Annotated in this window: 15 protein-coding genes; 11 read left to right on the top strand and 4 right to left on the bottom strand. The window is 35.7% G+C overall.

Translation table 11 applies throughout. The features are described 5' to 3' along the window. Nucleotides 1-126: 126 nt before the first annotated feature. A complete protein-coding gene (locus tag HA632_RS04400; protein WP_176305998.1) occupies nt 127-936 on the bottom strand; it encodes an ABC transporter substrate-binding protein in 810 nt (269 codons plus the stop codon). A 6-nt stretch (nt 937-942) separates the two neighbouring features. Further along, the gene (pyrF, locus tag HA632_RS04395) at nt 943-1758 is read right to left on the bottom strand and encodes an orotidine-5'-phosphate decarboxylase (RefSeq protein WP_176305997.1); all 816 of its coding nucleotides are present in this window, start codon (nt 1756-1758) and stop codon (nt 943-945) included. Nucleotides 1759-2015: 257 nt separating this feature from the next. Here pyrF and HA632_RS04390 point away from each other — a divergent pair, with 257 nt between their 5' ends. From HA632_RS04390 to HA632_RS04370, 5 genes are all read left to right on the top strand, one after another. Continuing rightward, nucleotides 2016-2573 (top strand): AraC family transcriptional regulator, encoded by a 558-nt coding sequence (locus tag HA632_RS04390; protein WP_176305996.1) that lies wholly within the window; start codon nt 2016-2018, stop codon nt 2571-2573. A 3-nt stretch (nt 2574-2576) separates the two neighbouring features. Next, complete coding sequence (locus HA632_RS04385) at nt 2577-3023, top strand: response regulator (RefSeq protein WP_176305995.1); 447 nt, start codon at nt 2577-2579, stop codon at nt 3021-3023. Nucleotides 3024-3033: 10 nt separating this feature from the next. Continuing rightward, entirely contained in the window at nt 3034-4824 is a 1791-nt protein-coding gene (locus tag HA632_RS04380) for a CHASE3 domain-containing protein (RefSeq protein ID WP_176305994.1), read from the top strand. A 190-nt stretch (nt 4825-5014) separates the two neighbouring features. Further along, nucleotides 5015-5167, top strand: coding sequence for a lmo0937 family membrane protein (locus HA632_RS04375; protein ID WP_176305993.1), 153 nt, complete (start codon nt 5015-5017; stop codon nt 5165-5167). 38 nt (nt 5168-5205) lie between these two features. Next, the gene (locus tag HA632_RS04370) at nt 5206-5748 is read left to right on the top strand and encodes a hypothetical protein (RefSeq protein WP_228778752.1); all 543 of its coding nucleotides are present in this window, start codon (nt 5206-5208) and stop codon (nt 5746-5748) included. 50 nt (nt 5749-5798) lie between these two features. Here HA632_RS04370 and prfA read toward each other — a convergent pair whose 3' ends face one another. Continuing rightward, a complete protein-coding gene (prfA, locus tag HA632_RS04365; RefSeq protein WP_176305992.1) occupies nt 5799-6872 on the bottom strand; it encodes a peptide chain release factor 1 in 1074 nt (357 codons plus the stop codon). Nucleotides 6873-6983: 111 nt separating this feature from the next. On the opposite strand from prfA, the gene HA632_RS04360 reads away from it, so the two are divergent. The 5 genes from HA632_RS04360 (at nt 6984) to HA632_RS04340 (ending at nt 13941) form a co-directional block, all read left to right on the top strand. Then, entirely contained in the window at nt 6984-7460 is a 477-nt protein-coding gene (locus HA632_RS04360; RefSeq protein ID WP_176305991.1) for a DUF6265 family protein, read from the top strand. Nucleotides 7461-7636: 176 nt separating this feature from the next. Next, nucleotides 7637-9784 (top strand): TonB-dependent siderophore receptor, encoded by a 2148-nt coding sequence (locus tag HA632_RS04355; protein ID WP_176305990.1) that lies wholly within the window; start codon nt 7637-7639, stop codon nt 9782-9784. Between the two features lie 75 nt (nt 9785-9859). After that, complete coding sequence (locus tag HA632_RS04350; protein WP_176305989.1) at nt 9860-11005, top strand: PepSY domain-containing protein; 1146 nt, start codon at nt 9860-9862, stop codon at nt 11003-11005. 149 nt (nt 11006-11154) lie between these two features. Continuing rightward, entirely contained in the window at nt 11155-13389 is a 2235-nt protein-coding gene (locus HA632_RS04345; RefSeq protein WP_176305988.1) for a TonB-dependent siderophore receptor, read from the top strand. 3 nt (nt 13390-13392) lie between these two features. Beyond that, nucleotides 13393-13941, top strand: coding sequence for a PepSY-associated TM helix domain-containing protein (locus tag HA632_RS04340; protein ID WP_176305987.1), 549 nt, complete (start codon nt 13393-13395; stop codon nt 13939-13941). Nucleotides 13942-13981: 40 nt separating this feature from the next. Here the strand turns inward: HA632_RS04340 and HA632_RS04335 are convergent, their stop codons facing one another. After that, a complete protein-coding gene (locus HA632_RS04335; RefSeq protein ID WP_176305986.1) occupies nt 13982-14344 on the bottom strand; it encodes a DUF983 domain-containing protein in 363 nt (120 codons plus the stop codon). An 82-nt stretch (nt 14345-14426) separates the two neighbouring features. On the opposite strand from HA632_RS04335, the gene HA632_RS04330 reads away from it, so the two are divergent. Then, the gene (locus HA632_RS04330; protein ID WP_176305985.1) at nt 14427-15290 is read left to right on the top strand and encodes an AraC family transcriptional regulator; all 864 of its coding nucleotides are present in this window, start codon (nt 14427-14429) and stop codon (nt 15288-15290) included. The last annotated feature ends 10 nt before the right edge of the window (nt 15291-15300 follow it).

Here is a 15300-nt window from a genome sequence, read left to right as displayed (position 1 = left end):
TAACATAACCTTAACATAAGAACTCAAAAACGAGCCTTATCTTTGTATCGTAATAAATTGGTTTTTTATTATTTGGTTAGGTTAGTTAAAAAATTGCCGGTGTTCGAAAGAGCATCGGCTATTTTTTTAGGCTATTTTTTCGTGAAGTATTTTAAAATATCCAAAGGCTTTAACTATGCGACTTCCGTACCAAGAAAACATTTCGCCATCAACAAAAACTGTCTTCGCATGATGGGTAAATCGACCTAATTCAAAGGCATGCTCATCAGTAAACGGAAATGGCTCTGAAGACAACAAAACCAAATCGGGATCGCCTTGTATGCGCATTTTTTGGATAATCACTTCAGGATACCTTCCTTCGTACTTGGGATGATTATCATAAATATTTTCGAATTTATTTAGCTTCAATAATTCATTGATAAAAGTATCACCACTGGCAACCATATAAGGGTTGGCCCAAATAAAATAGGCTACTTTATTCACGGGCTTGTCTATGATGAAGTGTTGAAAATCAGCGTGTGCAAAATTGATTTTGTCTATCCATTTCCGCGCTTCGGTTCTTTTGTTGAAAAGCGTGCCGAAATCTGCTATCATTTTCAGATTGTCTTCCAAAGTAATGATATCGGTTACCCAAACCGGGCAGATTTTGGATAACTCTTCTACAATTTCTATGGTGTTTTCTTCTTTATTAGCAATGATAATATCTGGCTGTAGTAAACGGATTTTTTCGAAATGAACTTTTTTAGTCCCGCCGATAATCTTTTTGGTAGACTTGAAATGAAACGGATGCACACAGAATTTAGTAATTCCGACTATATTTTCTTCTAAACCCAGATCATATAGAAGTTCTGTTTGCGACGGCACCAAAGAAACAATGCGTTTTGGCACGATTTCAAAAGAATGAGTCTTTCCTAGTTGGTCTGTAAAAGTTTTCAAGCTGAATTAAAATTTCATTATTTCTGCCATTTCCTGTTGCAGTTTTAAAGCTTCTTCCCTAGCCTTTTGAGCAAAATCAATCCCATTGGAAGCATAAATAATCGCACGCGAGGAGTTGATTAACAAACCGACTTCTTCATTCATTCCGTGTTGACAAACATCAGAAAGACTTCCGCCTTGCGCACCAACACCGGGAACCAGGAAGAAACTGTTAGGGACGATGTTTCGAATTTCAGCAAAATATTCTGCTTTAGTAGCGCCCACAACATACATTAAGTTTTGACTGTTTTTCCAAGTCTTGGAAGTTTTGATGACCGTTTTATACAATTCTTCACCCTCAACATTTTTAGTTTGAAAATCAAAAGCACCTTCATTTGACGTTAGTGCCAACATGATAGTGTGCTTGTTTTCAAAAGCCAAAAACGGTTCAACCGAATCTTTACCCATATAAGGTGCTACAGTTACGGAATCAAAGTTCAAATCTTCTAAAAAAGCTTTGGCATACATGGTTGATGTATTGCCGATGTCACCGCGTTTTGCATCGGCTATAGTGAAAATTTCAGGGTGATTTTCGTTAAGATAATTGATGGTTTTTTGTAATGATTGCCAACCTTTTAAACCATAAGCTTCATAAAAAGCCGTGTTGGGCTTATAGGAAACACACAAATCGTGTGTGGCATCAATAATGGCTTTATTGAATTCGAATATAGGATCTTCCAGTGCCAATAAATGCTGTGGAATTTTAGTTAAATCAACATCTAAACCTATACAGAGAAAAGATTTTTTTTGACGAATTTGTTGAACGAGTTGTGTTGTTGTCATTTTTTAGTAGTTGTGTGGCAAAGTTACTAATTGAAATGTGAAAAGTGAAAATTTTATAACATAAGCTGAAAATTATATAACGCCTAACTTTTATGGCTGAAATATCTTTGTAAAGCTAATAATAAGTAATGCCTTAATTATTGTTGGCAACAATAAAAGTTGGGGTTAGAGAGAGAAAAAAAGCCGTATTAATTTACGGCTTTTTTGATGGAAATATTTTGTTACTTTTATAGACAATAATAAATCCGTATTCATTTATGAAAATTTTTATCAAATTTGACTTTAATGCTGTGTGCCGCAAAGTTTTAGAAGAAAAACTCATCAAGCACGAAATCAAGCATCGAATTTTGGGGTTTGGCGAAGTAGAAATTCTTGATAAAACCAACTCAGAAACTTTCCAGGAATTCACCGATGAACTCAAAGAATATGGAATTGATATCATTGAAAACCAAAAAACTGTTTTGGTTCAGAAAATGAAAGACACCATTATAGAAATGATTCACAGTCCTGAATTAGTAAATGTCAAAAGCTCTGTTTATCTTGCAGAAAAATTGAGCCACAGTTATGGCTATTTGTCTAATTTGTTTTCAGATGTAACCTATACTTCTATAGAAAATTACATCATTATGCAAAAAATAGAATATGCCAAACAACTCATTGTGAGCGGTCAACTAAGTTTAACCGAAATTGCCTTTAAACTTAATTACTCGAGCGTAGCTCATTTGAGTACTCAATTTAAGAATGTCACTGGAATAACGCCCTCGGCTTTCCAAAGGATTATAAACAAGAGAAGAGAGATTGCAAACAAAAAATAATTTATGGAGAAGGAATATATACATATTATTTTGGCGGATGATGATGAAGATGACAGGCTGTTTTTTACTGATGCGTTTGAGGAATTAAAAATTAATACCAAAGTAAATACGTTTAATGACGGTGTTGAACTCATGAACTATTTGAACCAACCTGATGCGGTTTTGCCCAATGTGTTGTTTCTTGATTTAAACATGCCCAGAAAAAACGGTATTGAATGTTTGGACGAAATAAAAAAAGACAATCGCTTTGATGACATTGCGATAGCAATTTTTTCAACTTCTTCTTCTGAAGAACATGTGGAAGAAACCTTTATCAGAGGTGCTAATATTTACATCAAAAAGCCAAACGACTTTGCAACGCTGAAAAAAGTATTATCGGATGTGGTAACCATCAATTGGCAATACCATACTTCGGGATTAAATAAGGAAAATTTTTTACTAAAAATATAAAGCCCGAATCATGAAACTAAATGCCTTTTACAAATCTCCTATCTTTCTCAAAAGCATTTTTGTGGTTTCAATTTTTGCTATATTTTTTATATCCGCCGTTACTTTTAAGCATATCAATTTGTTGAATAACTCCTCCAAATGGGTGAATCATTCTTATGATGTCAACCTCGAATTGGAGCGCTTATTTTCCTATTTAAAAGATTCCGAAACCGGTCAGCGTGGTTTTTTGATTACCAAAGACTCTACCTTTTTAGAACCCTATATCCAAGCCAAAAAGAAAATTGCCCATTCCTTAGACATTGTTAAAAGTTATTCTCAAAATGATCCTGACCAAGAAAACAACCTCAGAAAATTAGAATTTTACATTAATAAAAGACAAAATTACCTTTCGGCAGCATTGCACCTTTCTTTAAACAAATCATTAAATGACACCGTCTTAAAAGAAAAACTGTTGGTAGGCAAATATACCATGGACAGTGTTCGCAATCAAATTAATGTGATGATTCTTTTGGAGAAAAAAAACTTAAAGACAAGAGAATTGAGCTATAAAGACACCATCAAAGTAACTCCGATTTTTATTTACATTACTTTGCTGATTACCTTGGTGCTGATTTCTATTTCCTACATCAGAATCAATCGCGATTTAGAGAAAATGCAAATATCCAACAACCGTTTAACCGTACTCAACGAATCGAGTAATTTGGCAGAAATAGTGGGTAATTTCGGGAGTTGGCAACTCAATATTGACACGGATGAATATACCTTTTCAGACAATATTTACAGGTTATTGGGTTGCGAACCACAATCTTTTAAAAACGGGCAAAATGATTTTTTGAAATACGTGCATCCGGAGGACAAATCGTATTTTGAAGGAATAAATTCAAAGCGATTAGAAAATGACAATCTTCCGTCTTTCACCTATCGCGTGATTAAAAAAGACAAGAAGTTACGATACTTCAGAACTACCGGTCGAATTGTGACCAATAAATCGGGAAACAAACTTTTGATTGGTACCACCAGTGATGTAACCGATGAAGTATTAGCTTCTTTATCATTGGAACAACAAAATATTGAACTTGAAGCCAGTAATAAAGAACTTTTGGCGTTTAATTATGTGGCCAGTCACGATTTACAAGAACCATTGCGAAAAATTCAAACCTTTATTTCACGCCTTTCGGACAAGGAATACGATAACCTTTCTGAAAACGGAAAAGAGTACATTACCCGAATTCATTCCTCAGTGGACAGAATGAGAATCCTTATTGATGATTTGTTGCAATATTCCAGAGCCAACAAAACAGAAAAGATTTTTGAAAAAGTCAATTTGAATGAATTGTTGGAAAATGCCAAATTTGATTTGGCCCAATCTATTGAAGAAAAAAATGCCGTTATTCAAAACGATGATTTGCCTAAAATGACTGTTATCCCTTTTCAAATCCAACAGTTGTTTATTAACTTGATTGGGAATTCACTCAAATACAGTAAGGAAAATGTCGTACCCGAAATCAAAATATCGTGCAAAAGAGTGTCCGCTTTTGAAGAAGATTTAATCCCTAAAAACACCAAAGACAAATTTTATAAAATCACTTTTGAAGACAATGGTATTGGTTTCGAACAAGAATATGCCGAAAAAATATTCATCCTTTTTAACCGATTACACAACAAAAACGAATATGCCGGAACCGGTATCGGGTTGGCCATTTGTAAAAAAATCGTAGAAAATCACAAAGGCTACATCTTTGCGGAAGGCAAGCCCAATGAAGGTTCAATCTTTACCATCTATCTCTCGGAAGATTGCTAAGAAGATTCAGCTTTAAAATATCAATCCTGTGTTTTGCACAGGATTTTTTTTGTCTTTAATGGAAATTCTGTAACAATTTGAAAAATTATTGTAACGCAAAAAAGGGCAAACGATTGCAACTTTGTATCGTTGTTAAGCCTTGATTGATAAGGCTAAATTTGGGTAAAAATTAATTCATAAACACACCACCATGCAAAATTTATTATATACCATAGCGGTAGTATTAGTAATACTTTGGTTTTTTGGATTCCTTGTTTATAATGTAGGCTCCATAATTCACATACTATTGGTTATTGCAGTAATTGCAATATTGCTTAGAATCATTAAAGGAAAAGAGATATAGAAAAAAAACGACGCTAACAATTATTTAAATTCTGTACCATGAAAACTATTCTTAGAAATTCCGTGAATTTTGTTGTAGTACTGTGCCTTTTTGGAACACTTACAACCTTTGCTCAAGAAGCACCGACAAAAAACTATGACCAAGGCTTCCGCTTAGGATTTGGACTTAACGGTGGTCTTCCGCTTCAAGATCCGTATGATTACAATATTGGCGCCGATATAAGACTGCAATATGATTTATCCAAAAGATATTCATTGACCTTGACAACCGGTTTCAGCAATTTTTTTGTAAGCGGAAAAGACAATGACTTGGGATATATACCCTTGAAAGGTGGATTTAAAGCTTTTGTTTTAAAAGATAAACTGTATTTGTTGGGCGAAGTTGGAGCGGCTTTTGCGGTAACTAATAATTACGATAAAACATCATTGTTGATAAGTCCGGGAATTGGTTATGCCACCGAAACCATCGATCTTAGTGTAAGATACGACTACCACAGTGATTTTCCTATAATAGAAAACAACACAATCGATAAAGGTTTGGGATTAATTGCTTTGAGGATTGCCTATGGATTTAAGTTGTAATTTATATTGAAAAAATAAAAAGGGCTAACATTTTGTTAGCCCTTTTTATTTTAAAAAACTTCGCTTTCTTTTAGCTTTTCGGTATTGGCAACCAATTGAAGTTCATCAATCATTTTCTGAAGGTTACCATTCATAAAACCATCAAGGTCAAAAATACTCAAACCAATTCGGTGGTCGGTGATTCTTCCTTGGGCATAATTATACGTTCTGATTTTCGCCGAACGGTCACCACTACTTACTTGAGACGAACGTTTAGTCGCATCTTCCGCTTGTTTTTTGGCCAACTCCATTTCGTATAAACGCGAACGCAAAACGGTTAACGCCTTGTCTTTATTCTTATGTTGTGATTTTTCATCCTGACATTGGGCTACCAATCCGGTTGGGATGTGAGTCATACGCACTGCTGATTTGGTAGTATTTACCGACTGTCCGCCCGGGCCTGAAGAACAGAAGAAATCGATACGAACGTCATTCATATCAATTTGCACGTCAAATTCCTCTGCTTCCGGCAACACCATTACGGTAGCGGCAGACGTGTGAACCCTACCTTGAGTTTCAGTTTGTGGTACGCGTTGTACACGGTGAACCCCGGCTTCAAATTTCAAAGTACCGTAAACATCTTCACCCGTAACTTCAAAAATTACTTCTTTAAAACCACCGGCTGTACCTTCGTTCATATCTACAACTGAAGTTCTCCAGCCGCGGCCTTCACAATATTTGGTATACATTCTGTACAAATCTCCGGCAAAAATAGAAGCTTCGTCTCCACCGGTACCGGCACGGATTTCCACCATTACATTTTTCGCATCTTCAGGATCTTTTGGAATCAGCATGAATTTAATCTCTTCTTCCAACTGTGGCAAGCGGTCTTTGGCTTCGTCCATTTGCATTTTAGCCATTTCCACCATTTCGGCATCAGAACCATCATCTAAAATTTCATTGGCTTCAGCGATATTGTCTGTTAAACGAACGTACTCATCACGCTTCTCCATTAACGCTTTTAATCCTTTGTATTCCTGATTTAACTGTACATAACGCTTTTGGTCGGCGATAACATCAGGTTGGATAATCAAATCTGAGATTTCGTCGAAGCGCTGTTTTACATATTGTAATCTGTCTAACATGTGTTTGTCTTTCTATTTCGGAGTGCAAAAATACAATTTTTTGTTTCAAGTTTAAAGTTAAAGGTTTCAAGTTTTTTTCTTAGTATTGTATTATCATAAAAAAACAACATCATGAAAATCTTAATTACAGTAGGAATCGTTTTATTATTGGCTTCATGTCAAACCAAGTCGGAAAAAAACTTTGACAAGTTAGAGCAAATGAACTGGCTAATTGGACAATGGGAAAATAAAACACCTGAAGGCCGTTTGACAGAAACTTGGACCAAAGACAACGATAGTACTTTTTCGGGACAAGCTTATTTTATTGTTAAGGAAAAAGACACTGTACATTCCGAAAGTATTGTATTAACGCAAGTCGATGATGATTTAATTTACCGACCAACTGTAAAAGGGCAAAATAATGAGAAACCTGTCGATTTTAAATTAACAACTGACGTTGCAAACAGTTTTGCTTTTGAAAACCCAAAACACGATTATCCACAGAAAATCACTTATAAAAAAGTCAATGAAAAAGCATTGGTGGCTACTATTTCGGGGTTACAACAAGGAAAACAAAGCTCAGAAAGTTATCCGATGACAAAAAAATAACCCTCTTAATCTTTATAAAACTTCAATACCTCACCCATTTGGTGAGGTTTTTTTATTTCTAAAACTTAGAAAATCAACAGTATAAAAATTATTATTTATATTTATTCTAAATAAGTTTTGTAATTTAAAATCGCCTTTTATATTTGCATAATTATTTTTAATCAATCTAAATAAAAATGAAAAACATACTAATCCTATCCGCTTCATTGCTTTTTTCAACGACTCTTTTGGGACAAACAACACAAAAAGATTCTATAAATACCTTAAAAGAAGTTGAAATCAACACTAACAAATACAAGTACAAGAGAGAAAAAAGTACCACTGTTTCTAAAATGCCGCTAAACAATATTGAAAATCCACAAGTCTACAATACAGTTACCAGTGAACTCTTAAAAGAACAAGTTGTCACCAATTTTAATGATGCTCTTAAAAATGCTACAGGTGTTTCAAGGCTATGGGAGTCAACCGGTCGTGGCGGAGATGGTGCTGAATTTTATATCGTTAGAGGTTTTGCCACGCAACCAACCATGATCAATGGATTTGCCGGCATCAATAACGGAACCATAGACCCAATTAACATTGATAATATTGAAGTAATAAAAGGACCTTCGGGCACATTGTATGGCAGTAGCTTAATTTCCTATGGTGGATTAATCAATATCGTAACTAAAAAGCCCTATTCAAAATTTGGCGGCGAAATTGGTTATAATGCCGGAACTTATGGTATGGACAGAGTCACTGCCGATGTCAACATTCCTATAAATTCCAATGTTGATTTCAGAATAAATACCGCTTACCAAAAAGAAGGTTCATTTCAAGATGCCGGTTTCGGAAAATCGTTGTTAGTAGCACCATCTTTAAGTTATAGAGTTAATGACAAACTTTCCTTTTTAATCAATACTGAATTTTACGAAAGAACATCAGCCAATGCCCCGATGATATTCTTAAGCAGGTATTCTCCCCTTTCATTCGATTCAATAGATTTATTTGAAAAAAGCTATAAAAAATCATATACTTCCAATGAATTAGCCATCAGCAATCCTACCTTTAATTTGCAAGCACAAATGATTTACAAACTATCTGATCAATGGACTTCACAAACTGTTTTGGCCAGAAGTAACAGCAAAACCAGTGGTTATTACTCCTATTTGTGGGACTCAGCTAACGGGGATGAATTTACCCGATACATTTCAAAAAGAAACGGGGAAACCTTAACCACCGGTATCCAACAAAATTTTATTGGTGATTTCACTATCGGAAAACTAAGAAATCGCATGGTCGCCGGAGTTGATTATTTCAGATCGGATATTTTTAACGGCAGTACCGGATGGGTTGGCAACGGAATAGTTTCTTTGGTAAACCAAACTGACAGCGGTGACTTGACGCAAGCCGGCGTGGACAATCTTTTGGTTGGTTCTTTTGAAGGCAATTCAACCGCTGAAAGCGAAATTTTAAGTGCTTATGTTTCAGATGTATTCAATATTACCAACAAGCTCTCAGTGATGGCCAGTTTGCGTGCCGATGTTTTCAAGGGCAAAACCGCTTACTGGTCGACAGACGAAGTAAGCAGCCAAACCAGTATCTCTCCTAAATTTGGAGCCGTATACCAAATTATAGAAAACAAAGTTTCCGTTTTCAGCAACTACATGAATGGTTTTATCAATGTAGCGCCTCAACAAGTTTCTGATGTAGACGGTTCCAATCCGAGAATGAAATCTTTCGACCCGGAACAGGCCAATCAATACGAATTCGGATTAAAAACAAATCTTTACAAAGACATTATTTCAGCTTCAATCAGCTATTATAACATTGATGTTAAAAACCGATTGATGACTGACCCGAATAACATCAATAATGCCATTCAAGGCGGTGAAGTAAACAGTAAAGGTGTAGAAGTTAGTTTTACCGCCAATCCCATGAAAGGGTTTAACATTATTGCCGGTTATGGGTATAATGATAGTGAAGTGACCAAGGACAATCCTGGAGACGGTTATTTGGGATTGCGCCCGGAAGAAGCCGGACCGGAAAATTTAGTGAACTTATGGGCCAACTATACTTTTTTAAGTGGAGATTTAAAAGGATTCGGATTCGGATTTGGCGGAAATTATGCCAGCGAATATAAAACCTTAAACCGGAGCAATATTGGTACTTTCGAATTGCCCTCATACACCGTTTTGAATTCTGCCCTGTCTTACAACAGCGATAAATTCAACATTACTTTAAAAGTAAACAATTTGCTTAACGAAAAATATTATTCAGGTTGGTCTACAGTAACTCCGCAAAAGCTGAGAAGTTTGACTGCCGGACTAACGTATAAATTTTAATTCTTCATTAGAATTTGGTTTCCTGTTTGTTTAATTAAACTCCTCATTTCGATGGGGAGTTTTTACCCTTTATAAATGAAAAATAGCGCTTTCAAAAAAATCATCAGAAGCATCCATCTATGGCTTGGACTAAGTTCGGGCATTATCGTTTTTATCATTGCTGTTACCGGTTGCTTTTATGCCTTTCAAGAAGAGATTTTAAACATCACTGAAGAATATCGCTTTGTAGAAAAGCAAAATGCTCCTCTCCTTTTACCCTCATCATTGGAAAAAATTGCCCGAAAGGAATTCCCGAACAAAGTCCTTCACGCTATTAAATACAACGGTTCAAACAAATCGGCTGAAGCCATTTTTTTTAGTCATGACGATGTTGTTGAAAGCAATGATTATTACAATATTATCTACCTTAATCCCTATTCCGGAGAAGTCTTAGAAGTGGCAGATATGTATTCGGGTTTTTTCAGATGGATTTTGGATGGCCATTTTTACCTTTGGTTACCACATGAAATCGGACAAACAGTTTGTGCCTCGGCTACCTTAATCTTCATGTTCATGTTAATTACGGGTTTGATTCTTTGGTATCCCAAAAACAGAAAAGCAGCCAAACAACGTTTTTGGTTCCGTTGGAGAGAAGGCTTAAAATGGAAACGAAAAAACTACGATTTGCACAATATCACGGGATTTTATGTAATGTCCATTGCGCTAATCTTTGCTGTTACCGGATTGGTTTGGGGATTCCCTTGGTTTGCTTATGGTTATTATACCCTAATGGGTGGTGATAAATCTTTGGTGTACGAAGATCCGGCTTCCAAAAAAGAAATCTCCTTTGCTTCCGTGGAAAAACCCTTGGATAAAGTATTTATATTAATGAAAAAGGAATATCCAAAGGCTCAATCCATTGAAGTTCATCCACCTGAAAGCGATTCCGGTTCCATTGCCGCCAATGCCAATTTGGACGAAGGTACTTATTGGAAAACTGATTATCGCTATTTCGACCAATATACCTTAAAAGAAAAAAAGGTCAATCATATTTACGGTAAGTTGCAAGACGCCACCACTTCTGATAAATTGATGCGAATGAATTATGATATTCACACCGGCGCCATATTGGGTTTACCGGGAAAAATATTTGCCTTTTTGATTAGTCTACTAATTGCCAGTTTACCCGTTACCGGCTTTTTGATTTGGTATGGAAGAAGAAATAAAAAAACGCCTAAATAATTCAGGCGTTTTTTTTTGTTTGTAGTATTCAGTAAATCAAAGTATTAAATTCAAGCTGTTGAAAACTATTTATATTTAATCTAAATAAACTTTTTTATTCGATTTTCCGTATTTATATTTGCATCGTTATTTTAAATTATTCTAAATAAATGTATAAATATATTTCCATTCTCGCCCTAACACTTACTACTAGTGCCATTGGTTTTTCCCAAGAGACCAACAATAATTATCAAGAAGAACTTTATGCAGTAAATGATACTGTAAAAAACAAAAAAGGAGAAGTCCTTCAAGAAGTAGTGATCATTTCACAACAACAAAAAACTATTGTAAAAGGTGGTAAAACGAATATCAAGCCCTTAGATTTACCACAGGCCACTTTTGTAATAGGAAAAGAAACCATCAAACAACAACAGATTTTAAGACTATCAGACGCTTTAAAAAATGCTAATGGTGTTTATGTTTCCGGAGCGAGTAATGCTTCAGGAAACAACCAAGAAGAGTTGGGCTCTAGAGGTTTTACCTTTAGCGGCGGTAATACTTTTAAAAATGGGATTCGTTTCAACGGCTCCTTAATTCCCGAAACGAGTTCTTTGGAAAGCATTGAAATCTTAAAAGGTAGTGCCGCACTTCTATACGGAAACGTTGCACCGGGTGGAATCCTGAACCTTATCACTAAAAAACCAAGATTTGATCATGGTGGTGAATTATCTTTTAGAGCCACTGAATATAATTTTTTCAAGCCAACCGTTGATGTTTACGGCGCTGTAAACAACAGCAATACAGTTGCTTATCGATTCATCAGCAGCTACGAACAAGGTAACAGCTTTAGAGATCAAGTACAAACGCAACGCATTTATTTTAATCCGTCTTTCCTATTTGATATTTCTGCCAAAACAAACATTATTGTAGAAGCGGATTACACCAAGGACAACAGAACACCTGATTTTGGTTTGGCCGCCATTGACTATAAAGTAGTTGAATTGCCCATAAACACTTTCTTAGGTTTCAATTGGGGAAGATTTGATTCGGAGCAAATAGGTTTCACTTCAACCATCAACCATGATTTGAATAAAAATTGGCAATTAAAAGGCATCTTTTCGTACCAAGGCTACAGTACTAATTTGTTGTCGAGTTTAAGACCAAATGCTGGTATTAATGACCCAAATAATTCCAATAACAATTTAGTTCGTGCCAATGGCGATTGGATTCGTGGGGTTCAAAAAGCCGATACTGAGCAAGACTATAGTTTGGTTGAAATTGATTTAAACGGAAAATTCAATACCGGAAAAATCAAACATACCTTATTAGTTGGTGCCGATGCCGACCAAAGCAATACCACAACTTTGGCTTACAAAAACATCAATTATTACGACAAAATAAACATCTTCAATCCATATTATATAATTTCAAAGAATTCAATTTATGACAATACTGTTGTGCCTACCTTGGATAAAAACACTAATGCCTTAGCCAATATAAAAAGAGCCGGTGTTTATTTCCAAGACTTAATTGAATTACATACAAAATTCAAAGTATTGGCCGGTTTGCGTTACAGCTATTTGGAAAGCACTACCAACACTTTGACCTTTACGACAAACGCTAACGCTGAAACTACCTCCAACGATAATATAGTGTCACCAAAAATTGGTTTTGTATTCCAACCTACCACAAACAATTCCATTTTTGCCAGCTATTCTGATTCATTTGTTTTGAATACCGGAACCGACAGAAACCTAAATGCTTTGCCTCATTCCACCATTAATCAATATGAAGTGGGAATCAAAAACGAATTCTTCAAAGGTCACTTGGTAGCCAATTTGACTACATACTTAATCGACTACAGCAATTTGGCACAAACCGATTTCTCCAACGGAAATACCAACACCAACATTAAAGAATTGGCCGGCGCTTACGAAAGCAAAGGAGTTGAACTAGATATTACCGGTCATCACAAAGGATTAAGATTGATTGCGGGTTACAGTTTTAATGAAACAAAGTATACCAAAAGTAACATTTACAATGTTGGAACTCACCTGAGATTCTCTCCAAAACACACAGCCAATGCGAGTGCTTTCTACACTTTTGAAAATACTAAGTTAAAAGGATTGGAATTGGGTGTACAATCAACATATATCGGAGAACGCCTGGGTGGAAGATTAAGACCAAACAATGCTTCTACTGCAGCAGAAATGGCCAGAAAACCAATTCCCGTGGAAGGTTTTTTACAGTTTGATGCTTCAGTGGGTTATTCCATCAAAAATTTTGCTATCAGAGCCAGATTAGCCAACTTAGGCAATGTAGTCAACTATTACGTATACGATGACAACACCGTGACACCAATTACCCCAAGAATGCTTACTACAACGCTATCCTATAAATTCTAAAAAATGAAGCAAACCACCATCAGAAATTTGCACCGCGACTTAGGATATTTTTACATAGGATTAATTGTTTCGTTTGCCTTTTCGGGGATTATGATGAACCACAGAGAAAGTTGGCATCCCGAAAAATATACGGTAGAAACCAAAGCCATCGAGGTAAAATTACCATCCGAAGACAAAATCAGCGAGCCTTTTGCCGATTCCTTAGGTAAAACTCTCGGGATTGAGGATAAAATCAGACGTCATAATGTAAAAGAAGGAAAATTTAAAATTTCTTTCGAAAAACACGATGTTGAAATCGACATGACAACCGGAAAAGGCGAAATTGTTTCTTTCCAAAAAACACCATTGATCAGTCACATGATGAAGCTGCACAAAAACACCTCCAATTGGTGGATTTATTATTCAGACATTTTTGGAATATCATTGATAACTATAGCTATCACGGGCGCGATTATGATTCCGGCCGGGAAGTTTACCTTTAAACGCAGGGGTTGGAAACTGGCCATCGCCGGGTTACTTTTCCCACTGTTGTTTTTATTCTTATTGGGTTAATAAGATGCGAAAAGCTCCCTTTCTTGGGAGCTTTTTTATTTTACATCGAATAATTCTTAAACATATAAATCCATATCATCCTCGACAGCCGAATGTTGAAACAACTTAGCAATACAATAACAACAGCGATAATGGGGATGATTCTCAAATCGAAAGTTTTGTCAAAAAACGGACTTGCGATAAGATAAGTAATAATGCCTTGCCCTACAGTCAAACCATAATTGACGAACATGGCGCCAAAAAAATAACCCGGTTCTTTTTCGAACTTGAAATGACAATGGCTGCAGTGTTCATGCATTTTGGGAAACCCAAAACTAAAGAAGAAACTCTTATCAGCAAAGACTTTGCCTTTGTGACAATTAGGACACTCATTTCTGAAAATATGGTATAAACTACTTAGCATGATTTATTTTTAGGCAAAGGTAAAAGGATTATGGCAATCAATTGTTTAGTATCTTCGCTAATAATAGCACAATAAAGACATTTTGAAAAAACATCCGATTTACAATATTGACCATTTTAAAGCCGATTTGGGCAAAAAAGAGTTGTACATCAACACTTTCAAAAACCATTTGAAAGCCCACAGTTTTATAGAAAAACCGCATCGACACAACTTTTATTTGTTGGTTTTATTTACGAATGGCAGCGGCACACACGAAATTGATTTCACTCGTTATGACATCAAACCCGGAAGCTTGTTTGTACTCCAACCCGGACAAATACACCACTGGCAATTATCCGAAGACATTGAGGGATATATTTTCTTTTACGCACAGGAAATTTACAACCTCTATTTTGGCAACAAAAAAATTGAAGACTATCCTTTTTACCAATCGGTGATGAACCAACCGGAAATCGTTTTTGAAATCGGTGAATTAGCCTCTATTCTACCCTATTTCGATTTGATGATAGCCGAAAGCCAAAACAACAATCAAAGAAAAGAAGACAAACTATTAAACCTACTCGATAGCATTCATATCGAAATCTCCCGAAAATACCTTTCTACAGCAAATCATAAATCACATTCTTATAATTACAAAATTCATCAGCTTGAACAACTTTTGGAACAGCATTTTAAAACCGAAAAGTCACCGTCGTTTTATGCAGATAAAATGAGCATCACCTTGAAACATTTAAATCGAATTTGCAAAGATATTTTAAACCAAACCGTAACAGAATTAATTACAAATCGAGTCATTTTAGAAGCCAAGAGACTTTTAACCAATGCTTCAAAAACGATAAATCAAGTTGCTGATATATTGGGATTTGAAAATTATTCTTATTTCACTCGATTATTCAAAAAGCAAACCGGAATGACGCCGAGTGAGTTCCGAAAAAAACTAAACTAAAAAACCTCGT

It is taken from the genome of Flavobacterium sp. J49, from assembly GCF_011742145.1.
GTDB lineage: Bacteria > Bacteroidota > Bacteroidia > Flavobacteriales > Flavobacteriaceae > Flavobacterium.
The sequence above is the reverse complement of the archived record's forward strand: the minus strand, read 5'-3'. Positions and strand labels throughout refer to the sequence as shown.